Annotated in this window: 18 protein-coding genes; 15 read left to right on the top strand and 3 right to left on the bottom strand. The window is 62.8% G+C overall.

What is annotated here, in order from left to right; translation table 11 throughout:
* Window positions 1-6: 6 nt before the first annotated feature.
* From OF385_RS04070 to OF385_RS04105, 8 genes are read left to right on the top strand one after another with little or no spacing between them, the layout of a single operon-like run.
* Window positions 7-1,032 (top strand): AAA family ATPase, encoded by a 1,026-nt coding sequence (locus tag OF385_RS04070; RefSeq protein ID WP_264277101.1) that lies wholly within the window; start codon window positions 7-9, stop codon window positions 1,030-1,032.
* Entirely contained in the window at window positions 1,032-2,351 is a 1,320-nt protein-coding gene (locus OF385_RS04075) for a DUF58 domain-containing protein (RefSeq protein WP_264277102.1), read from the top strand. The genes OF385_RS04070 and OF385_RS04075 overlap by 1 nt, the downstream gene beginning before the upstream one ends.
* Window positions 2,348-4,705: a transglutaminase-like domain-containing protein gene (locus OF385_RS04080; RefSeq protein WP_264277103.1), complete on the top strand. Its 2,358-nt coding sequence runs from the start codon at window positions 2,348-2,350 to the stop codon at window positions 4,703-4,705. The genes OF385_RS04075 and OF385_RS04080 overlap by 4 nt, the downstream gene beginning before the upstream one ends.
* Entirely contained in the window at window positions 4,690-5,763 is a 1,074-nt protein-coding gene (locus OF385_RS04085) for an RDD family protein (RefSeq protein WP_264277104.1), read from the top strand. The genes OF385_RS04080 and OF385_RS04085 overlap by 16 nt, the downstream gene beginning before the upstream one ends.
* Entirely contained in the window at window positions 5,760-6,581 is an 822-nt protein-coding gene (locus OF385_RS04090; protein ID WP_264277105.1) for a PP2C family protein-serine/threonine phosphatase, read from the top strand. The genes OF385_RS04085 and OF385_RS04090 overlap by 4 nt, the downstream gene beginning before the upstream one ends.
* Window positions 6,578-8,155 carry an FHA domain-containing protein gene (locus OF385_RS04095; RefSeq protein WP_264277106.1) on the top strand — a complete coding sequence of 526 codons (1,578 nt, stop codon included), beginning with the start codon at window positions 6,578-6,580 and terminating at the stop codon, window positions 8,153-8,155. Before OF385_RS04090 ends, OF385_RS04095 begins: the two co-directional genes overlap by 4 nt.
* Entirely contained in the window at window positions 8,152-9,696 is a 1,545-nt protein-coding gene (locus tag OF385_RS04100) for a serine/threonine-protein kinase (RefSeq protein WP_264277107.1), read from the top strand. The genes OF385_RS04095 and OF385_RS04100 overlap by 4 nt, the downstream gene beginning before the upstream one ends.
* A gap of 24 nt (window positions 9,697-9,720) precedes the next feature.
* Window positions 9,721-10,422 (top strand): hypothetical protein, encoded by a 702-nt coding sequence (locus OF385_RS04105; protein ID WP_264277108.1) that lies wholly within the window; start codon window positions 9,721-9,723, stop codon window positions 10,420-10,422.
* A gap of 92 nt (window positions 10,423-10,514) precedes the next feature.
* Here the strand turns inward: OF385_RS04105 and OF385_RS04110 are convergent, their stop codons facing one another.
* Both OF385_RS04110 and OF385_RS04115 read right to left on the bottom strand, forming a co-directional pair.
* Window positions 10,515-10,736 carry an acyl-CoA carboxylase subunit epsilon gene (locus tag OF385_RS04110; protein WP_264277109.1) on the bottom strand — a complete coding sequence of 74 codons (222 nt, stop codon included), beginning with the start codon at window positions 10,734-10,736 and terminating at the stop codon, window positions 10,515-10,517.
* A gap of 46 nt (window positions 10,737-10,782) precedes the next feature.
* Window positions 10,783-12,393 carry an acyl-CoA carboxylase subunit beta gene (locus tag OF385_RS04115; protein WP_264277110.1) on the bottom strand — a complete coding sequence of 537 codons (1,611 nt, stop codon included), beginning with the start codon at window positions 12,391-12,393 and terminating at the stop codon, window positions 10,783-10,785.
* 195 nt (window positions 12,394-12,588) lie between these two features.
* Here OF385_RS04115 and OF385_RS04120 point away from each other — a divergent pair, with 195 nt between their 5' ends.
* The 7 genes from OF385_RS04120 (at window position 12,589) to OF385_RS04150 (ending at window position 20,290) form a co-directional block, all read left to right on the top strand.
* Complete coding sequence (locus OF385_RS04120) at window positions 12,589-13,446, top strand: SDR family oxidoreductase (RefSeq protein WP_264277111.1); 858 nt, start codon at window positions 12,589-12,591, stop codon at window positions 13,444-13,446.
* Between the two features lie 51 nt (window positions 13,447-13,497).
* Window positions 13,498-14,364, top strand: a complete 867-nt coding sequence (locus OF385_RS04125; protein ID WP_264277112.1) for a biotin--[acetyl-CoA-carboxylase] ligase — start codon at window positions 13,498-13,500, stop codon at window positions 14,362-14,364.
* 85 nt (window positions 14,365-14,449) lie between these two features.
* Window positions 14,450-14,998: a hypothetical protein gene (locus tag OF385_RS04130; protein WP_264277113.1), complete on the top strand. Its 549-nt coding sequence runs from the start codon at window positions 14,450-14,452 to the stop codon at window positions 14,996-14,998.
* Window positions 14,995-16,206, top strand: coding sequence for an adenylate/guanylate cyclase domain-containing protein (locus OF385_RS04135; protein ID WP_264277114.1), 1,212 nt, complete (start codon window positions 14,995-14,997; stop codon window positions 16,204-16,206). Before OF385_RS04130 ends, OF385_RS04135 begins: the two co-directional genes overlap by 4 nt.
* Window positions 16,206-17,162, top strand: coding sequence for a PP2C family protein-serine/threonine phosphatase (locus tag OF385_RS04140; RefSeq protein WP_264277115.1), 957 nt, complete (start codon window positions 16,206-16,208; stop codon window positions 17,160-17,162). Before OF385_RS04135 ends, OF385_RS04140 begins: the two co-directional genes overlap by 1 nt.
* A gap of 47 nt (window positions 17,163-17,209) precedes the next feature.
* A complete protein-coding gene (ligA, locus tag OF385_RS04145) occupies window positions 17,210-19,486 on the top strand; it encodes an NAD-dependent DNA ligase LigA (RefSeq protein WP_264277116.1) in 2,277 nt (758 codons plus the stop codon).
* A 3-nt stretch (window positions 19,487-19,489) separates the two neighbouring features.
* On the top strand, window positions 19,490-20,290 hold the full coding sequence (locus tag OF385_RS04150) for an inositol monophosphatase family protein (RefSeq protein ID WP_264277117.1): 801 nt from the start codon (window positions 19,490-19,492) through the stop codon (window positions 20,288-20,290).
* Here the strand turns inward: OF385_RS04150 and OF385_RS04155 are convergent.
* Window positions 20,287-20,898 (bottom strand): hypothetical protein, encoded by a 612-nt coding sequence (locus OF385_RS04155; protein WP_264277118.1) that lies wholly within the window; start codon window positions 20,896-20,898, stop codon window positions 20,287-20,289. The two genes, OF385_RS04150 and OF385_RS04155, sit on opposite strands and share 4 nt — an antisense overlap.
* Between the last annotated feature and the right edge of the window lie 18 nt (window positions 20,899-20,916).

The following is a 20,916-nucleotide window of genomic DNA, read 5'->3' on the forward strand; positions in this document are numbered from 1 at the left end:
GGCACTATGCCAACGACCATGAGCACCGAGCAGGCCAGCTGGTTCGCCGACACCTTTTCCACCCTGGTCTCCAACGTGGGGCAGTCCGTGCTGGGCAAGGACCAGACCATCAAGCTGGTGCTGACCGCCATGCTTTCCGAAGGCCACGTCCTGCTCGAAGATGCCCCGGGCACCGGCAAGACCATGCTGGCGCGCTCGCTCGCCGCCACCGTGAAGGGCAGCAACTCCCGCATCCAGTTCACCCCGGACCTGCTGCCCTCGGACGTCACCGGCATCACCATCTACGACCAGCGCACCGGACAATTCGAATTCCACCACGGCCCGATCTTCGCCAACCTGGTGCTGGCCGATGAAATCAACCGCGCCTCGCCCAAGACCCAGTCCGCGCTGCTGGAAGTCATGGAAGAAGGCCGGGTCACCGTGGACGGCGTCACCTACCCGCAGGCCCGGCCGTTCATGGTGATCGCCACCCAGAACCCGATCGAGCAGGCCGGCACCTACCGGTTGCCCGAAGCCCAGCTGGACCGCTTCCTGATCAAGACCTCCATCGGCTACCCGGACCGCGCAGCGACGGTGGCGCTGCTCTCGGGCAGCGCCCAGCGCGACCGCTCGGCCTCGCTGCGCCCGGTGATCACCACCGAAGCCGTGGTGGATATGGCCCAGCTGGCCACCACCGTGCACGTGGACGCCGCGGTGCTCGACTACGTGGCTGCCCTGTGCGAGCAGACCCGCGACGTGCCCGAAACCCGCTTGGGTGTGTCGGTGCGTGGCGCGCTGGCCATGGTCCGCGCGGCCAAGGTCTGGGCCGCCAGCCAGGGGCGCAACTACGTCTTGCCTGATGACATCAAGGAATTGGCCCCGCATATCTTCACCCACCGCCTGGTCCTGGATCCGGAAGCCGAATTCACCGGCACCACCGCAGCCCAGGTCATCACCTCGGTGCTCAACAAGGTCCCGGCTCCGACCCGCCGCGGCAGCGACGAGACGGGGACCGGCAACCAGGAATCCGGCAGCGGCCAGGAAGCGCATTAATGAACCGAAAAGCTAGGCGTTCATCAGGGCGCAGGGCGCTGAACCGCAGGGCCGGCCAATCGCTGAGCATGGCCAGCGAGGCGTTGTCGGTGCTGCGCGAATACCTGCGCCCGGCAACCGGCAAGGTGCGCAGCTTCAGCGAGCGCTTCTTCGCTCCGCTGGCCTCGGTGATTTCCCCGCTCGGCTTCGCCCTGGCCGGCACCACCATCCTGTTGTGGATCCTCGGGGCGGTCTTCGGCTGGCAAGAAGCGATCCTCGGCGCGTTCATGGCCACCGTCCTGCTCTTGGCCGCCGTCGGGTTCATTCTCGGGCGCAACGACTTCAGCGTGCAGTTGGACCTGCACCGCACCCGCGTGGCGGTCGGCGACCGTGCCGTCGGCGCGCTGCAGATCACGAACAAGGCATCGCGTGGCTCGGCCGCGGTCATGATGGAGCTGCCGGTGGGCCACGGCGCCACCGCGTTCAGGATTCCGCGCCTGGCCACCGGCGAACAGCATGAAGAACTGTTCACCATCCCCACCCAGCGGCGCCAGGTCCTGGATGTCGGGCCGGTGCGTTCGGTACGCCAGGACCCCTTCGCGATCCTGCGCCGCCAGGTGAAGTGGACCGACACCTACGAACTGTTCATCCACCCGAAAACCACGGCCCTGGATGGTTCCTCGGCCGGTTTCATCCGCGATCTAGAAGGCATGCCTACCTCGGATCTGTCCAACTCGGATGTCTCTTTCCACGCCCTGCGCGACTACCAGCCCGGCGATGACCGCCGGCATATCCACTGGAAATCCACGGCCCGCACCGGGGCGCTGATGGTGCGGCAGTTCGAGGAGACCCGGCGCTCGCACCTGGCGCTGAGCCTGTCGACCAACTTGGAGGAATACTCCGAGGCCCATGCCGAAGAGGACTTCGAGCTGGCCGTCTCGGTGGCCGCCTCCATCGGCCAGCAAGCGGTAGCCGAACAGCGCAAGCTGGCGATTCTCACCCAAGCAGGTCCGGTGCGCACCGACAGCGGGCGCATGATGATGGACGGGCTGACCCGTATCGAATCCGCGCCGGTGCTGCGCGACTATCTCGTGGATGTGGTGCGGCATACCGCTGACACCGTGCCCGGGGCCTCGGTGGTGTTCTTCCTGACCGGCACCGGCACCAGCGCGAAGGCATTGCGCGAAGCCTGGATGCATGTGCCCGTGGGAGTGCGGGCCATCGCTATCCGCTGCGAAGCAGGAATCGAGCCGACCCGATCGAATATTGGCGAATTGACCGTGCTCAGCCTGGGCAAGCTCGAGGAACTCGGGCTGATGCTGCGAAAGGCGGTGGCATGAACAAGCGACCGATCTGGCGTTTCGGAGTGGATGCCGCGTGCCTGGCCGTGGCCCTGCTGCTCGGCGCCCTGGGGCTTCTGGACGCCTATGGCGCCAGCCCAAATTTCATCCTGGCTGCCACCGGCGGCATTCTTGCCGGCCTGGCGCTGGCCTGGGCGAACGTCTATTTCCGGTTGGGTACTTGGCGCACCGTTGGCATCTTTGCTCTGCTGTACCTGCTGCTGGGCACCCCGCTGGCCACCCCGCGCGAGGCCGCCTTCGGCGTGCTGCCCACGGCCTCATCGCTGCGCACCTTGCTCGCTGGCCTGGTGTTCAGCTGGAAAGACATGCTCACCGTTGCCCCGCCCGTGGGCAGCTACGGCGGGGTGCTGATCGTCGCTTTCTTCTCCACCCTGCTGACCGCGGTATTGGCGGGACTGGCCGCATGGCGGCTGCGTTCGCCGTACTGGGCTTTGATTCCATTGCTGGCCATGTTTGTCCTCGGGATCGCCTTCGGCACCCGTGATGTGCCCTTGCCCATTGCCCGCGGCGTAGCCCTGGTGGCGGTCCTGGTGGGCTGGCTGGCCTGGCGCACCTTCATGTCCGCTCGGATCGCCGGCGACTTCAATACCTTGGATGTCGCTCACGGAGAGTCCCGCGGCAGCCAGCAATTGCTGGTGCGCCGCGTCATTGCCGGAGCGCTGGTATTGGCTGGCGCCGGCACCATCACGGCGGCGGCAACCCCGCTGCTGGCTCCCGAGAATCCCCGCCAGGTGCTGCGCGATGCGCTGGAACCACCGGTGGATTTGTATGACTATCCCAGCCCGCTGACCCGCTTCCGCAAGTATGTCAAGACCATGGCTGATGACACGCTGCTCACCGTCAAGGGCCTTCCCAAGGGCCAGCGCATCCGCCTGGCCGCGCTGGATTCCTATAATGGCATGGTGATCAACGTCGACCCGGCCGCCGGAGGCAGTTTCTCCCCGGTAGGCGACGCGAGCGACATCCGCTCCGCAGACTCCGCGGATGGACGGGAAACCGCGGATCTGAGCATTGATATCCAGGACTACGAAGGAGTCTGGGTCCCTGCTGGCGGAAAACTGCTGGGCATGGATCTTTCTGGCGACCGCGAAGACGAGCTAGCCCGTTCGCTGTTCTATTCCGATACCTCCGAAAGCGTGCTGAGCTCCATGGGCCTGCGCAAGGGCGACTCGTACACCGCGAAGGTGCAGTTCCCGGCGCAGCCTACCGACGAACAACTCGCGCAGGTGGACTTCGCCCAGCTGCGCATGCCGGAATTGGCCAATGTTCCAGCCATGGCGGGGGCCAAGGCCGCCGACTTCACCGGGACCGCCCGCAGCGACCTGGAACGGGCACGCAGCCTGGAATCGATGCTGTCTGGCACCGGATTCTTCTCCAACGGCACCGAGGGCCAGGTCCCGTCGCTCTCCGGCCATGGCGCAGGGCGCATCACCAGCCTGCTGGATGCGGACCAGATGATTGGCGACGACGAGCAGTATGCCGTGGCCATGGCCTTGATGGCTCGCGAACAAGGCATGCCAGCACGTGTGGTCATGGGCTTCTACCCTGAAGAATATCGTCCTGACCAGGCAGTGAAGTTGACCGGTTCCGATGTCCACGCATGGGTGGAAATCGCCTTTGAAGGCGCCGGATGGGTGGCCTTTAACCCGACTCCCGACGAGGATGAGCAGCCAACTCCGCCCGAGCAGGAGCCCAAATCCGTACCGCAGCCGCAGGTGCTGCAGCCACCGCCGCCGGCGCAGGATGAAGCGGACCTTCCGCCGCAGACCGCACCGGAACCACAGGAAGTCGAAGAAGAGCCAAAGACCTTCTGGGAACGCTGGGGCATGCTGATCAAGGTGATTGGCATTTCCCTTGGTTCCTTGCTGGTGCTGCTCTCGCCGCTGGCGCTGATTGCGCTGCTGAAACTTCAACGCCGCAAGAAGCGCTCCGGCACGGGCAACACGGCCGAACGCATGAGCGGTGGATGGCAGGAACTCTTGAGCTACGCCACGGATCATCGGGTTGCGACCGCCAGCGGGGCAACGCGCCGGGAAAACGCGGCAGTACTGGCTACCGGGTTCCCGGATCTAGCGTCCTCGGTGGCGACCTTGTCCCACCGGGCCGACGCTGCGAACTTCTCCAGCGAGCAGCCCACCGATGAGCAGGTGCAGAAGTACTGGGATGACGTCATGACACATACCCGGAAAATGCAGGAGCCGTTGGGTGTCTTCGGCCGGATGCGGGTGAATTTCTCGCCACGGTCGCTGATCCACGAACTAGCGGCCAAAACGGTCAAGAGCGCAAGAACTTTCAAACACAAGAACAGGAAATTGCCATGGCAGCGAAAATGAATCTGGTGGACGCCACGTCCACCCAACGACTGCTGTCATGGCTGGTTGATATGGTGCCGGTGCTGATTCTTTCGGTGATTTTCCTGCCGATGATTTCAGCCAAGATGATCCAATCCCTGAGCGTCCCCGACGTGCTGGGGGATATCGCCGGACTCTATGTCACCTACGGGCTGCTTTCCTTGGCCTACACCGTGTTCCTTTGGTGGTGGGAGGCCACCGCTGGAAAGACACCGGGCAACCTGCTGCTCGGCGTGCGTACCACGAACCTCGAAGGTGGCGTGCCCGGCTGGGGGAAAACCATCGGACGCCGTCTGCTGATTGCCGTTGCCGGCATCATCCCGGTGGTCGGTTCCATCCTTATGGTCATTTCCAATCAGTTTGACGCCAATGGCAAAAAGCAGGGATGGCATGACAAGGCGGCTGGCACGCTGGTGGCGGATATCAAGGCCGGTCGCGATCCGTTGAGCACGGGCGGCAAGCAGGGGCCAGAGTCCTTCGCACCGCAGCAAGCAGCCAGCAAAGCTGAGCCAGCTGCCGAAGCGCCAAAGAACGAAGCCGACGTTCCCGCGGAGAAGGAACTAGCCGTTATCGATTCGGTGCCCGGCGCGGTGCGCGCCCCCGAACCGCAACCGGAGCCGCAGCCGCAACGGAGGCCGGAAATCCCGAACCATGATGGCGCCGACGATGACGACGAAGCCGGCTACACCCGGCTGCGCACCCCAGCGCCGGAAGGCCTTCATCTGGAATTTGATGACCAGAAGTGCATTGAACTTGATGGAAGCATCCTGTTGGGCCGCAACCCCTCGCACGGCGACGGGGACGTCGGAGTGCGTTTGGTCGTCTTGGATGATCCCGAACGCAGCGTCTCCAAAACCCATTTGCTCATTCAGCCCGGTGCCGGCTGCATCTGGGTCACCGATCGCGGCTCGGCTAACGGCTCATCGATCGTTGACGCGCAGGGTGCCGTGCGTGCATTGGAACCGGGCAAACCGGAACAGGCACTGGTGGGGCAGACGGTTTACCTGGGCGACCGGTACTTCTACGTGGAGCAACCGTGAACGGCCCAGCGCCCAGCTTCACCCCGACCTTCAGCTGCGGCCAAGCTACGGATCGTGGACTGCGCCGCGCGCTGAATGAAGATAGCATGCTGGCCACCGACCGCGTGATCGCCATCGCTGATGGCATGGGCGGACACGAAGCGGGAGAGATAGCCAGTGCCTTGTGCTTGAAGCTGCTCGATGATGGTCTCGGTGACGTGCACGCGCAGATCGACCCGGAACAGCTCGAAGCACTGCTTGAACGCACCGACCAGAAGATCATAGCCGTCGGGGCAGGACGCGCAGGAACCACGCTGAGCGGGGCGGTGTTCGTTGACGAAGCATCCCAAGCCGCAATGGCGCAGCCGCAGCTCCTGGTTTTCAATATCGGGGATTCGCGGACCTACCTGTGGTCGCATGACCAGCTGCAACAGGTGAGCATTGACCATTCGGAAGTCCAGGAAATGGTGGACAACGGTCAGCTGAGCCCGGATGAAGCCGCCAGCTATCCGCGGCGCCACGTGATCACCCGAGCGCTGGGCATCAATGCTGACAGCCAGCCGGACTTCTGGATGTTGCCTGTCTCAGGCGCCGAACGGATCCTGGTGTGCTCAGATGGATTGAGCAGCGAAGTGAGCGATGAAAAAATAAGAGAGATTTTGGCGTACTTCCCGGATCCGCAACAGGCTGCCGAAGAATTGGTCCAAGCAGCCCTCACCGCCGGAGGACGCGATAATATCAGCGTGATCGTAGCCGATGTCCAGTACGGACATCCCGACGACGTCGAAGTGACCGTCCCGCGACTGTCGACCACGAGCCACACAGAGGAGAAATCATGAACAGCCTGCGTTACACCCCCGGCGACTGGTGCGCCTTGGTCAATGCCGAGCATGCCGTACTTCTGCCTGCCGACACCAGCTCCGCGCAGGTCATGGCCTTCTGGAACAAGCTCCAAGAAGCTGCGACCGTTGAGTCATTGCTCTCCGAGCTGCTGTCCCTGTACCAAATGAATATTGCGGCCCTTCCGGATTTCGCCCTGGTCTCCCGGACAACAGCGCCTCATACTGTCGTGCGCGGAAGCCTCGAACTGCGTTCGAAGAGCAACAGCAGCGACGAACTGGTCAGCGGCGTTGGCATTGCCACCTGGGCTGAGCGCCAACTAGCTGAATCACAAGGCTGGACCTTGGGACCTGTTGAAGCCACGCCGGGCGATGCAGCCGCACTGCCAATCCAGGAAGGCATCGTTCGTGTCTCCCACCTGTCGTGGAACCAGGACAACACCCCGACAACTGACGTCGAAGAAGCGGTAAAGCAGGAACCTCAAGCCACGGCTTCCAAGTCCGTTCCAGCCATGCCGAGCTCGGCGCCGACTCCACCTGCTGCCAATGAACCGGGCGTGGCCGAAGCGCCTAAGCCACAGCCTCCGGTGGTCGAGGATGCCGCCGATGCCTCGGCGGTTGCTGAAAAACCGGCACCAGCGCCAGCCAAGCCCGAGAACGAAGAAGAAGCGCCTAAGCCACAGCTTCCGGTGGCCAAGGAGGCGGCAGACAAGCAGCCGAGCCTCGGGCAAATCCCGAAGCCACAGCAACCAGAATCCCAAGATGCCGACAACGACGATACCTTCATTCCTTCTTCGGAACGCGATTACCCCGATGATGACGTTAATGGACAGACTCAGGACCCCGAAGACTACGAGCACCATCTGCATTCGGCCGAGTTCTCGCTAGCCAGCCAGCTGCTGGGCATCCGCGGCGCCCTAGACACCAAGTACGATACCGGCGAAGGCGATGACCTCGATACGATCATCAAATCCCGCGCGGCCGCCTCATCAGCCCAGCCAGCCGATGAGCACACCATCATCCGCGGAATCAAGGGGATGAATCAGGTGCCACCGCCACGCCCGGAACCGGATGCGGGCGATGAGTCCCACTCGGGTCCGACCGAATACATCCTGGCCCGCTCCTGCGAACAGCACCACCCCAACCCGCCGACCTCATCCACCTGCCACCTGTGCGGAGCAACCCTCTCAGGCCCCGCCCGCCAGGTGCGCAAGCCGGCCATGGGCCGGATGATGGTGCGTGATCGCGGCGGCATCCGCCAGTATTCGCATGAGCTGAACCGCTCTGTCGTCCTTGGACGACAGCCCAGTGTCTCAGCCGTCAACGAGCCAAACCCGCCGCGACTGCTGCAGATTGACAGCCCTAGCGGAGACATCTCCCGCTCGCACCTTTTGGTGCGCCTGGAAGGCTGGCATGTGCAGCTGGTGGATCTGGGCGCCACCAACGGCACGATGCTTTTGCGTGAAGGCCAGGCGCCGCGACGTCTGTCGAAGAACCAGGAAGTCATGCTGATCAACGGCGACGTGGCAGACCTCGGCGACGGCGTGAGCCTGCGCTTTGAGGACCTGCCGTGAGCCCACGGCGTCCGTCGGCGCCCGCGCCACAGATTCCGGGGTTCACCCTCATCAAGCCGCTGGGCACGGGCGGGTTCTCCGATGTGTATCTCTATGAGCAGCATCGGCCCAACCGCAAGGTGGCCATCAAGGTGCTGCTGGCTGATGTCAGCAAGGACGAAGCACGGCAGCGCTTCGAAGCTGAAGCCAACCTCATGGCGCAGCTGTCCTCGCATCCGTACATTGTGACTATTTACCAGGCCGAAATTACCGACGACGGCCGGTCGTACCTGGCCATGGAGTATTGCTCGCGGCCTTCCCTCGATGCGCGCTACCGCCGGGGTGTACTGAGCGTGGACGAGGCGCTGACCCTGGCGATCCAATTGTGCTCCGCGGTGCATACCGCCCACCTGGCAGGAATTGTGCATCGCGACATCAAGCCGGCGAACGTCTTGACGACCGACTACAATCGGCCGGCATTGACCGACTTCGGCATCTCGGGAACCGTGGGTTCCCATGCTGCGGGGATGTCGGTTCCGTGGTCCGCGCCCGAGGCCTTCGACGATGGATTGCCACCCGGGGTGCGCATGGATGTCTACTCCCTGGGCGCCACAATTTATACCGTGCTGGCTGGGCACTCGCCCTTTGTGCGCCCGGGGCAGGATAACTCCCAAGCGGTGCTCATCGAGCGCATTTGCAATACCGAGTTGAAGGCCTTGGATCGAGCCGACGTGCCGGACTCGTTGAATCAGGCGTTGGCGGTTGCCATGGCCAAGGAATCCGAAAGCCGCTTCGGCTCGGCCGCTGAACTGGCTCGCAGCTTGCAGCGCATCCAGATCGAACTGGGTTTTTCTGTCACCGATTTCGAAGTGCTGGAGGATCCGGCCGAAACTTTGCCGGATGAAGAAGGGGAGGCAACCCGGGTTCGGAGCGTCACCTCGATCAGTGATGCCCAGCGTCCGCTGTCTTCGGGGCCGATGATTTCCTTCGTGCCCGGCCAGCGCCCGAACGACTCCGGCTCCGCGCGTCCGGTCAAGCCACGGGTTGCAGAACGATTTGTCGCTGCCCCGGATGGCCCAGAGGATTCTTCCTCCGCCAGCGCCGTGCATGAAGCCGACGCGCCCCAGGCGGCAAATGAAGCTAGGAGTTTCCCGAAAATATTCATTGCCGTCGGAATCCTCCTGGTCCTGCTGGTTGGCGGTGCCATAGCAGTGAATCGAATGCTGCCGCAAGAGCAAAGCAGTACCCAGAGCGGGCCTCCGATCACGGCCTCCGACGATCCCAAGGACGCGCTGATTGGTGGCACGGTGCCGACGGTCGAGAATTTCAAGTACTCTACGGTGGGTAAGACAGTGACCTTCCGCTGGGAAAACCCCGAACCGAATCAGGGGGACTCCTACCGGTGGGCTCCCATTACGGCGACCGATAAGGGCAAGGTCCAGCAGACCAAATCCACCAGTGCGACCACGGCCATCGCCGAGGGCGGACAGACATGCATAGAGGTTAAGCTGGTACGCGACGATGGCCGGATTTCCGAAGCTTCCAAGTTCTGCACCGGTTGATAATCAGGAGAGAAGGCGAAATCCTTGAACGAACTCTACGTTGAGTATTGTGGGCAGTTCTATCCACTGGAAGAGGACAAGACCTTCGTCATCGGACGCGAAGGGGATCTCGTGATTGATGACAACCCCTATCTCCACCGCCAATTCCTGACTGTTTCAAAACATGCGGGCTTGTGGTGGCTGAACAATGTGGGCTCCCGCCTGACCGCCACCATTGCTGACAAGACCGGTGGCCTGCAGGCCTGGCTTTCCCCGGAGTCCAGCCTCCCGCTGGTGCTGAACCGGGTCTCGGTGGTCTTCACTGCTGGCCCGACCACTTATGAATTATCCATCCATGTTGCGCAGCCGGCATTCCGGCAGGACCATATTGACAGCGACGGCGATGGCGAAACCACCATCGGGCCGGTCCTGCTGACTCAGGCCCAGCGCGCCCTGATTGTCGCGCTGAGCGAGCCAATGCTCAAACGCGACGGGACTGGACTGAGCGCTATTCCCACCAGTGCCGCGGCCGCCGAACGGTTGGGCTGGGGAATCACGAAATTCAACCGCAAGCTCGATAACGTCTGCGATAAGTTGGACCGGGCCGGTATTGCAGGGCTCCGCGGCGGGCCGGGGAAGCTGGCCACCAATCGCAAGGCCCGGCTTGTTGAACATGCGGTCAGTTCCCATTTGGTGACCCGATCGGACCTGGATCTCCTCGACGCCGAGGTGCCCGAGGACGACTAGCTGGCCCGAGGGATTCAACGAGTAATGGCTTGGCACTGCCCTTCAAGGGCAGCGCCAAGCCATCGCTTTGTGCTGATTGCGCGGACGCGGACTTACCGGTGCCCGATAGTCCACCCCAGGCGCGGAGTCAGTGCGCGGCGTTTACGCAGACGGGTGACCCGCTTCTTGGCTGGCGCCGCTGCTTCGGGCTGATCAACGGGAGTATTGCCCATGGCGCACAGCAAGGCGGTGACTGCCGCCAGTTCCTCGGCGGTGGGGTTGCCCTTGGTCACGCGGATCTGTGGGGCGGCAGGCGTCGCGGTGTCCTGTTCCATTGGCTTTGCTCCTGGGTAGTTCGCGATTTGGCGGTGCGGGCGGTGGTTACAGCGGGATGTTGCCGTGCTTCTTCGGCGGCAATACCGCGTGCTTCTCGCGCAGGGCGCGCAGGCCGCGCACCAGCTGCACTCGGGTGTCGCTCGGTGCGATGACCGCATCCACGTAGCCCAGCTCGGCCGCCTGGTAAGGGTTGAGCAGCTCGGCCTCGTAATCGTCGATGATCTGCTTGCGGCGTGCCTCGACGTCTCCGCCCTCGGCTTCCACTGCTGCCAGATCGCGGCGGTAGAGGATGTTGACTGCGCCCTGTGCGCCCATCACGCCGATCTGCGCGGTAGGCCAGGCGAGGTTCACATCGGCGCCAAGCTTCTTGGAACCCATCACGATGTACGCTCCGCCGTAGGCCTTGCGGGTAATCACGGTCAGCTTCGGCACCGTGGCCTCCGCGTAGGCGTAGAGCAACTTCGCTCCGCGTCGGATGATGCCCTGGAATTCCTGGTCCTTGCCCGGCAGGAAGCCCGGGACATCCACGAAAGTGAGGATGGGGATGTTGAAGGCGTCGCAGTTGCGCACGAACCGTGCTGCCTTCTCCGAGGCGGCGATATCCAAGGTGCCGGCGAACTGCATCGGCTGGTTGGCCACGATGCCGACGGTCCGTCCCTCGACGCGGGCGTAGCCGATCATGACGTTCGGAGCATACAGGGACTGCATCTCGAAGAAGTGGGCGTCATCGACCACGGATTCGATGACCTTGCGCATGTCATAGGGCTGGTTGGCTGAATCCGGGATGATGGTATCCATGGCCAGGTCATCCGCGGAGACTTCCAGGTCCTCATCGAAGTCGGCGATCAGCGCGTCGGCGAGGTTCGAGGAAGGCAGGAAGTCCAGCAGTTCCTTGCAGAACTCGACGGCGTCTTCTTCATCGCTGGCCAGGTAGGTCGCGGTGCCCGTATTGGCATTGTGCTGTCGTGCGCCGCCCAGGGCTTCCATGTCGATTTCTTCGCCGGTGACGGTCTTGATGACATCTGGTCCGGTGATGAACATGTGGCTGGTCTTATCGACCATGATCACGTAGTCGGTCAGCGCAGGGGAGTAGGCGGCGCCGCCGGCCGATGGGCCCATGATCAAGGAGATCTGCGGAACAACGCCCGAGGCGTGAACATTGTTGCGGAAGATATCGGCGAACATGGCCAGGGAGGCCACGCCTTCCTGGATGCGAGCGCCGCCACCGTCCAGGATGCCGACCACTGGGCAGCCGTTGCGCAGGGCGAATTCCTGGACCTTGACAATCTTTTCGCCGTTCACCTGGGAGAGCGAGCCGCCGTAAACGGTGAAGTCCTGGGAATAGACCGCAACGAGGCGTCCGTCAACGGTGCCGTAGCCGGAAACCAGGCCATCGCCCATTGGCTTTTTCTTTTCCATGCCGAATGCGGTGGAACGGTGAACTGCCAGGGCATCGAATTCTACGAAGGAGTCCTCATCCATGAGCATTTCAATGCGTTCACGGGCGGTGTGCTTTCCGCGGGAGTGCTGCTTTTCGATTGCTGCCTGGCCGCTTGGTGCTTCGGAGAGCTTCTGGCGGCGGCGGAATTCAGCAAGTTTGCCGGCGGTGGTGGACAGGTCGATTGACTCGGCTGCCTCGGTTCTGCCCTGCGTCATGCCTTCGACTCCCTCGAGTTGTCTTCAATGTGTAGGAATAGCACAAGAAAAATGCCATCTAAGTCAGTCTAGCTGGGGAAACAGGACTTCTGGTTGTAGGAAACTTACAAAATGGCTCGATATCCAGTGGGTGGCACCCCAGAATAAGTTACTGTACAGTAGCTTAGCCGAGGAACTTCGCGTAATCTGGATCACATGACTAGTGAATCCCGCACTGAAATCGCTCCGGTCTCAGCGAGCCTCAAGAATCGCACCATCCTGATGAGCGGCGGAAGCCGCGGTATCGGATTAGCCATAGCCAAGGCGGCCGGAGCCCTTGGCGCCAACGTCGTCCTGCTTTCCAAAACCGCAGACCCGCACCCGAGCCTCGAAGGCACCATCCATACCGCCGTGGAAGAAATCAACCAGGCCGGTGGCCGCGGCCTGGCGGTAGTCGGCGACGTGCGCATCGACGAGGACGTGCAGCGCGCCGTCAGCGAGGCGGTCGCCACCTTCGGCGGCATCGACATAGTGGTGAACAACGCCTCGGCCATCAACCTGGCCAAAACCGATCAAGTGGATATGAAGCGCTACGACCTGATGCAGGACATCAATGTGCGCGGAACCTTCCTGCTCTCGAAAACCGCGCTGCCCTACCTTCGCGCCTCGCAGCACCCGCATATCCTGACCCTCTCGCCTCCGCTGAACCTGGATCCACGCTGGGCCGGTGAACACCTGGCCTACACCATGGCCAAATACGGCATGTCCATGACCACCCTGGGGCTGGCCGAAGAGCTCAAGGAACAAGGCGTCGGCGTGAACTCGCTATGGCCGGAAACCTTGATTGATACCGCAGCCATCCGCAACCTGCCCGGAGGCCAGAAGATGATCCAGGGCGCCCGCGACGCGCAAATCGTTGCCGATGCTGCCATGGCCATCTTGGGCAGCGATCCGAAGAAACTCAGCGGCAATTTCTTCACCGACGGCCAGGTGCTGAAGCTGGCAGGAGCCACGGATCTGGAGAAGTACGCGCTGAACCCCGACGTGCCACTGGTAGAGGACATATTCCTTTAAAGAATCCACGCAAGGAGGCCGACCGCGCGACGGTGTTTTAGGGTTTTAGCTATGAACACTTCTGATGGCACCGCCCGCGCGGCCATAGACCCAGCCCGCTTCGCGCAACTCACACAGCGGCTCGAACTGGGGGCAGTGCTGTTCAAGAGCAGCTCGGGTTCGACAAACACCGAGCTGGCGGAGCTTGCCGCCGCTGGCACGGCTGGGCATCTGAGCGTCTACTACACCGAGCATCAGCAAGCGGGCAAAGGGCGCCTTGGCCGGAGCTGGGTGACACCCTTGGGCTCATCGATCACCGTAAGCGTGCTGATGGTTCCCGGGGCCAGCTTCCCCACCGAAGCGCTCTCCTGGTACACCATGCTCGCAGCCCTCGCCTGGAGCCGGGCCGCAGAACGCGTTGCCGAAGTGCCCGTGCGGATCAAGTGGCCCAACGACTTGCTGGCCGGTGGATTCAAGATCTGCGGAATCCTCGCCCAAATGGTTCCCGCCGGCTCTGGACACGGGGTTGTAGTCGGTACCGGGATGAATGTGGATCAAAGCCGTGAAGAACTGCCGGTCCCTACCGCCACCTCGCTGCGCCTTGCCAGCTCCCGTGCCATCGACCGCACCGAGCTGCTGGCCGAGTACCTCAAGGAACTGGTGGACCTGGATCGCGCATTCCGCCAGGTCTCCGGTTCCGCGCAGGTGCCTCTGCCAGGATTCGAGGGCCGCAGCCTGCAAGAACTGGTCAGTGAAAAACTGGCCACCCTGGGGCACATCGTTCGCGTCGAATTCCCCGATGGCAAGAGCCTGGAAGCCACCGCGGTTCAGCTGGCCGCTGACGGCGCGCTGGTTTTGGAGGAGAGTTCAGGGCGGCGCACCCACGTGCTGGCGGGGGATGTGCACCATGTGCGGCGCGCCGATGGAAAGTATGCCTAACCAGCATCGTGCCTAGCACCGGGACTATTATTGAATGTACAGACCGAAGAACCGTGTCCAGACAGGAGGGGCGAGGACCACAACGATGAAGCTGCCGCTACATGAACGGGAACGAGTGATCATCAAGACTCGTGAGCACTCCCGGGTACTGCGACAGCCCATCAGCGCCTTCCTCATCCTCACTGCGCTGTGCGCTTTCGCCGTCGGCTACCTCTCGCGTGATGACCTGTCCGACTGGCTGGCCGCCAACGCCGAAGTATGGATGATCGTGGCCGTGGTTCTCTGGGCCGCCTTGGTTCTGATCTGGAGTATCGTTCCCTGGATCCGCTGGACGCGCAGTCTGATCGTGCTGACTACGGAGCGCATCATGTTCCGCTCGACCTACAGCCAGGGGCAGCTGCAATCCGTAGGATTATTTACGGTTCGCGACCTGGTCGCCTACGCTAAGCAGAATAATGCGATGACTCGTGCGGGAACCCTGGACATCGTCCTGAACCAGGGATACGTGAGAATCGCGCACGTTCCTTCCGTCCCGTATTTCCGGTCGCTGGCCATGGAAGCTATGACGAATCTGCGCAACAACCAAGGCGCGGCACACACCGAAACGACGAACAGTGAGGGCATGGGGGCATGAGCACCGAGCACACCAATTCACCCCGGGCCGACTCCCCGCAGTCTGCCGCGCAGGCCGCTCGCGAAGCCCGCCAGGCCCCTGCCGTCGAAAGCCCGGACCTCGCCGATCCAATCCTCGAATTGGCCCAGGCCATGGAAGGCCCGCTGCGCATCCCGGCGCACACCCCGGATGCCGTGCGCGATAACGTCGCCTCGCTGGAAGACCGGCTGATCGGCGGGCAACGCGAATTCCGCCGCCGCGAGGTCGCTGCCGAAGCAGGGATTTCCCTGCACTCCGCCCGCAAGCTCTGGCGCGCCATCGGATTCCCAGAACTCGGCGATGACGAGGTGTTCTTCACCAAGGCCGACAAGGCCGCGCTGGGCACCATGGTGGGCATGGTGCGCGAAGGCAAGCTCACCGAGGAAACCGCCATCTCGCTGATGCGTTCGGTAGGCCAGATGACCGACCGAATGGTGGTCTGGCAGATCGAAGCCCTGGTCGAGGACATGATCGCCAACCAGAACATGTCTGACCGCCAGGCCCGCCGCCAGCTGTTCAGCATGCTGCCGGAAATCATTCCGGCCATTGAAGACCTGCTGCTGTACTCCTGGCGCCGCCAGCTGAATTCCGCAGTGCACCGCATGGCCTTGCGCGTGGAAACCGGCGTCGCCGCTTATAAGCAGGACAGCCCGGAAGCCGATGGCGGCACGCCGCTGCCCTTGGCCCGTGCCGTGGGCTTCGCCGACCTCGTCTCCTACACCTCGCTGTCGCGACGCATGAACGAGCGCACACTGGCGAAGCTGGTCCAGCGCTTCGAAGCGAAGTGCGCGGAAATCATCTCCGTCGGTGGCGGACGCCTGGTGAAGACCATCGGCGATGAAGTGCTCTATGTGGCCGAAACCCCGCAGGCCGGTGCCCGCATCGCGCTCTCGCTCTCCCGCGAATTGGCGCAGGACGAGCTATTCCCGCAAACCCGAGGTGCTGTGGTGTGGGGCCGTGTGCTCTCGCGCCTTGGCGACATCTACGGACCGACCGTGAACATGGCGGCCCGCTTGACCTCTTTGGCAGAACCCGGCTCAGTGCTCACCGATGCGCTGACCGCCAATACCCTGCGCAACGATGCCCGTTTCGTTCTCACTGCCCAGGAAATCACGGCAGTGCGCGGATTCGGTGACATCCAACCTTACGAACTCTCGCCAGGCGAGGGAGCCGGACTGGTGATTGACTGATGAATAATGAACCGACACCCGTGCCGTTCAACCTTGCCGCCGCCGGAATGACGGACGTTGGGCGGCGCCGGACCGAAAACCAGGACCGGATCTTGATGCATGACATCGTGTATGCCGTCGCCGATGGCATGGGCGGGCACGAAGCCGGGGAAGTCGCCAGCCAGCTGGCGGTGGAAACCATGCAGGAGATCTGCACCTTCGCTAATAAGAGCTCCGTGCGCAAGCTGCCCACCGTGGCTGAAGTCCAGCGACAGGTGCAGCTTGCAGATGACCGGATCCGCGAAGCCCTGGAAGCCCGCGGCGGCACCACGCTCTGCGCCCTGTTGCAGATCAAGGCCCCTGATCAAGGCAGGGATAACGTCACCGCTCCGATTTCCGCGGTACCGCCTTGGACCTCTAGCTTCTCCATGAAGGTCAACACCGACGTGATCGCCAAGATCACGCCTGAAATGCTCGAAGAGCACCGCGACTCCGCAGCTCCGGGCACCGCTCCGCTGCCTGTGCTCATCGAGGAAATCCCCAACCTGCTGCTCGTGAACGTAGGCGATTCGCGCGGCTACCGGTTGCGTGATGGCGCCCTGCAGCAACTGACCCGGGACCACTCGGCTGTCCAGGAAATGGTGGATGCCGGGCAGATCACCGAATTCGAGGCCCGCAACCATCCGCATCGCAACCTGATCACCCGGGCATTGGGAGCCGGCGCCGAGAGCCAGCCCGACGTGACCGTGCTTCAGCCGCGCATCGGCGACCGCTACCTGCTGTGCAGCGATGGCCTCTCCGGCGAGCTGACCGAGGACATCCTGCAGACCATTCTGGTGAACTTCAAGGACCGGGCCGAAGCCGTGCGGGTTTTGACCGGGGCGGCCTTGGAAGCCGGCGGCCGGGACAATATCGCGGTGATCGTGATCGACGTGGTTGCTGCGCAATACCCGACGCCAGACGCAGAAGAGAACTAGGCTTTCAAGTCTGCGATTCTGCCGGCCGGTGGGGCACAATTGGATACGTGAGTGAAAATTCCGTAACCCCAGTTGAGACGACTAATGCTCCGCCGGAAGCTGACAAGACCCGCTATGGACAGCTGGTCGAACAGATCCGCACCCACCGCGACGCGTACTACCAAAATGACGCTCCGCTGGTTTCCGATGTGGAATACGACGCGCTCTTCCACGAGCTGCAGCTGCTCGAAGCGAAATATCCGATCCTGGCCGGACAGGACTCACCCACCCAAGAAGTCGGCGGCGAAGTCTCCGCGGCGTTCGCTTCGGTCACTCACGCCAGCCGCATGTACTCGCTGGAAGACGTCTTCTCACTCGAAGAACTCGACGCCTGGCTGGAACGGGCACAGGTAAATGCCGAACGCCTGCACCCGCAGACCCCGGTCAAATGGCTCTGCGAGGTGAAGATCGATGGACTTGCGCTCAATCTGACCTACCGTGATGGCAAGCTGGTCCGCGCTGCCACCCGCGGCGACGGCACCACCGGCGAGGATGTCACCCACAATGCCTTGACCATCAGCGATATTCCACAGGAGCTGGCCGGTTCCGGCTGGCCTGCCGAATTCGAAGTCCGCGGCGAAGTCTTCATCGCCACCGACGACTTCAACGCCTACAACCAGGCCCTGATTGCCCAGGGCAAGGCCCCTCTGGCCAACCCGCGCAATGCAGCCGCCGGCAGCCTGCGCCAGAAGGACCCGGAACAGACCGCCAAGCGCCCCCTGCGCATGTTTGTCCACGGCCTGGGCCGCAGCCGCGACTTCAACATGACCGAGCAGTCTGAGGCCTATGAGCTCATGCGGGGCTGGGGACTGCCGGTTTCCCCGTATGGCAGGGTGGTTGACAGCCGGGCCGAAGCCAAGGACTACATCGCCGAGCACGGTGAAAAGCGCCATGACCTGATCCACGACATCGATGGCATTGTCATCAAGGTCAATGACCTGTCCACCCAGGAGCAACTGGGATACACCTCCCGGGTTCCGCGCTGGGCTGTGGCCTACAAATACCCGCCTGAGGAAGTGCACACCAAGCTTCTTGATATCCAGGTGCAGGTAGGCCGTACCGGCCGAGTCACTCCCTTTGGCGTGATGGAGCCGGTGCTCGTAGCCGGGTCCACCGTGGCGCGCGCGACCTTGCACAACCAGGAGGTGGTCAAGGCCAAGAACGTGAAAATCGGCGACACCATCATCCTGCGCAAAGCAGGCGATGTCATTCCTGAAATCGTCGGACCGGTCCTGCCATTGCGCGAGGGCAACACCGGCCTGCGTGATTTCGTGATGCCGACCGTCTGCCCGTCCTGCGGCCAGCCCTTGGCACCGGCCAAGGAAGGCGACGTGGATATCCGTTGCCTGAACGCCGAATCCTGCCCAGCCCAGTTGACCGAACGCGTCGCCTATCTCGGCGGGCGCAGCGCATTGGACATTGAAGCCCTGGGCTATGAAGCGGCAGCTGCATTGACCAGCGGACCAGGGGAGGATCCGGCAACCCAAGGCGGCATCGTGCTGCCTGCAGGACCGGGCCCGCTGCACAACGAGGCGGAGCTGTTCAACCTCAAGGACAAGCTGGAAGAACTGGGCGAGGTCAAGGTCTGGCGTGAAAAGCGTTCCAAGGGCGAAGGCACCGGAAAGTTCGAACTGGTTCCGTATTTCTACTCCAAGGCCACCGCGAAGAAGCCGTCGGCGCCCACGCGCAGCACGCTGAAGCTGCTTGACGAGCTCGAAAAAGCCAAGGAGAACCCGTTGTGGCGGGTGCTCGTGGCCCTGTCCATCCGGCATGTGGGCCCCAACGCCTCACGCGCCATCGCCACCCGTTATGGCTCCATGGATGCACTGCTCGAAGTCCTGGACTCCGGCGACGCGGTCACCGAGCTGAGCGAAATCGATTCTGTCGGGTCCATCATCGCCGAGGCCCTGGTCGAATGGTTCAAGGTCGACTGGCATCGCGAGATCGTCTCCGCATGGCAGAATGCCGGCGTGAAGATGAAAGATGAGCAAGACGAGAACATCACGAAAAATCTCGAAAACCTCGCCATCGTCGTGACCGGAACATTGGAGAATTACTCCCGGGACACCGCCAAGGAAGCCATTATCGTTCGTGGCGGCAAGGCCACCGGCAGCGTTTCGAAGAAAACAGACTTCCTGGTTGCCGGGGAATCCGCCGGATCAAAACTGGACAAAGCACAATCATTGGGCGTTCCGGTACTCGATGAAGCAGGCTTCGGCGTGCTCCTCGAGCAGGGACCCGACGCAGCGCGCGAGGTCGCCCTCGCCGTACCTACGGAAGGCTAAGACATGGACAAGGCAATCAGCCACGACCCGCTGGTGCTGGTGGCGCGCCGCGCCGCGGCCGCCGGAGCCGAGGTGCTGGCCCGGCGTGATGAATCGCAGTTCAACCTCAGCGACAAGTCGGCGGCCGGGGATTGGGTTACTGACTTCGACCGCGCCTCAGAAGAGGCCATCCGCGCCACCATTGTGACCTCGCGCCCCAGCGACGAATTGACCGGCGAGGAGTTCCCCAGCGCCAAGCCGGCCAACCCCAGCGGCGTGCGCTGGAGCATCGATCCATTGGACGGCACCACCAATTTCGTCCGCAATATCGCCTACTACTGTTCTTCGGTGGGCGCGTGCCAGCTCGAGGAAGACGGCACCGAAACCTGGGTGGCAGCGGCCATTGCGGCCCCGGCCCTGCAGGTGGAGTATTTCGCGGGCAAGTCCCTGGGTGCGTGGAAGCATGACCTGCGCACCGGAAAGCTGACCCAGCTGACCGGTCCGGTTCAATCGCCAGCCAAGATCCTTGGCACCGGTTTCGGCTATGATGCCGAACGCCGCCAATTCCAGGCCCGCGTCCTGGAAGGCATGCTCGAAGACTATGTCAATGTTCGCCGAATCGGCTCGGCAGCCCTGGACCTCTGCCTGGTCGCTGAAGGCGCACTGGATGCCTATGCGGAATACGGCACCCAGGAGTATGACTGGGCCGCCGGGGCATTGATTGCCGAGGAAGCCGGATGCCAGGTGGGCCGTCCGGCCAGCAATCCCGGGTGGCAGTATGCCGGCTTGGTGGATACCGCCAAACTGATCGAACCCGGAAACTAGCCCAGCACCAGGGCCATCGCTTCATGCGCGTAGTGGATGGCGATGCCAACAGCGACACCGCCGCACACCTGTGTTGCGGTGTGCTGGAAGCTTCGAATGCGGGACCATGAGAGCACCGCGATGAACAAGAGCACCCACGGCGTCAGTTGCGGACTCTGCCCGGCAACTTGCAAGATGGCATACGTGCCCACCGCCAGATGCACCGAGACTTTCCACCAGATGTTGATGATGGCCACCACCAGCAGTCCCAGCAACATGCACAGGACCTCGCGGAAAATGCCGGCGCCGGCGTCCAGCAGCCACAACACCAGCAAGCCGCAGAGGATCAAGCCGGAAGTCATCGCATAAATTCCGTGGCGCTGGCGGCGCACGGTGACATGCAAATCCGTGACCCTGCCACGCAATTTTGCCGTCACCAGCAGCAACCACGGGATCACCGTGGTGAAGAGGGCAGCCACTGTCGCCCCAGCCCAGCTGATGCGTGCATCGCGCAATGGCGAGAGCGCCAGCAACAAGGTGGCCAGGACGATGGGCGAGAGCAGATGCGAAATGCCCAGCGCGATCCGGCGCACGGCCATGGAATCGATGGCGGGGGAGGAAACCTGCATCAAAATTCTCACGCCTTG

Source organism: Glutamicibacter sp. JL.03c, from assembly GCF_025854375.1.
Taxonomy (GTDB): Bacteria; Actinomycetota; Actinomycetes; order Actinomycetales; family Micrococcaceae; genus Glutamicibacter.

What these genes read in the sequence shown, in the direction of transcription:
- OF385_RS04115 (WP_264277110.1), bottom strand. Translation starts at nt 12,393, where the DNA reads ATGACGCAGGGCAGAACCGAGGCAGCCGAGTCAATCGACCTGTCCACC.
- OF385_RS04150 (WP_264277117.1), top strand. Translation starts at nt 19,490, where the DNA reads ATGGACAAGGCAATCAGCCACGACCCGCTGGTGCTGGTGGCGCGCCGC.
- OF385_RS04070 (WP_264277101.1), top strand. Translation starts at nt 7, where the DNA reads ATGCCAACGACCATGAGCACCGAGCAGGCCAGCTGGTTCGCCGACACC.
- OF385_RS04085 (WP_264277104.1), top strand. Translation starts at nt 4,690, where the DNA reads ATGGCAGCGAAAATGAATCTGGTGGACGCCACGTCCACCCAACGACTG.
- OF385_RS04080 (WP_264277103.1), top strand. Translation starts at nt 2,348, where the DNA reads ATGAACAAGCGACCGATCTGGCGTTTCGGAGTGGATGCCGCGTGCCTG.
- OF385_RS04140 (WP_264277115.1), top strand. Translation starts at nt 16,206, where the DNA reads ATGAATAATGAACCGACACCCGTGCCGTTCAACCTTGCCGCCGCCGGA.
- OF385_RS04130 (WP_264277113.1), top strand. Translation starts at nt 14,450, where the DNA reads ATGAAGCTGCCGCTACATGAACGGGAACGAGTGATCATCAAGACTCGT.
- OF385_RS04095 (WP_264277106.1), top strand. Translation starts at nt 6,578, where the DNA reads ATGAACAGCCTGCGTTACACCCCCGGCGACTGGTGCGCCTTGGTCAAT.
- OF385_RS04135 (WP_264277114.1), top strand. Translation starts at nt 14,995, where the DNA reads ATGAGCACCGAGCACACCAATTCACCCCGGGCCGACTCCCCGCAGTCT.
- OF385_RS04110 (WP_264277109.1), bottom strand. Translation starts at nt 10,736, where the DNA reads ATGGAACAGGACACCGCGACGCCTGCCGCCCCACAGATCCGCGTGACC.
- OF385_RS04125 (WP_264277112.1), top strand. Translation starts at nt 13,498, where the DNA reads ATGAACACTTCTGATGGCACCGCCCGCGCGGCCATAGACCCAGCCCGC.
- OF385_RS04075 (WP_264277102.1), top strand. Translation starts at nt 1,032, where the DNA reads ATGAACCGAAAAGCTAGGCGTTCATCAGGGCGCAGGGCGCTGAACCGC.
- OF385_RS04155 (WP_264277118.1), bottom strand. Translation starts at nt 20,898, where the DNA reads ATGCAGGTTTCCTCCCCCGCCATCGATTCCATGGCCGTGCGCCGGATC.
- OF385_RS04120 (WP_264277111.1), top strand. Translation starts at nt 12,589, where the DNA reads ATGACTAGTGAATCCCGCACTGAAATCGCTCCGGTCTCAGCGAGCCTC.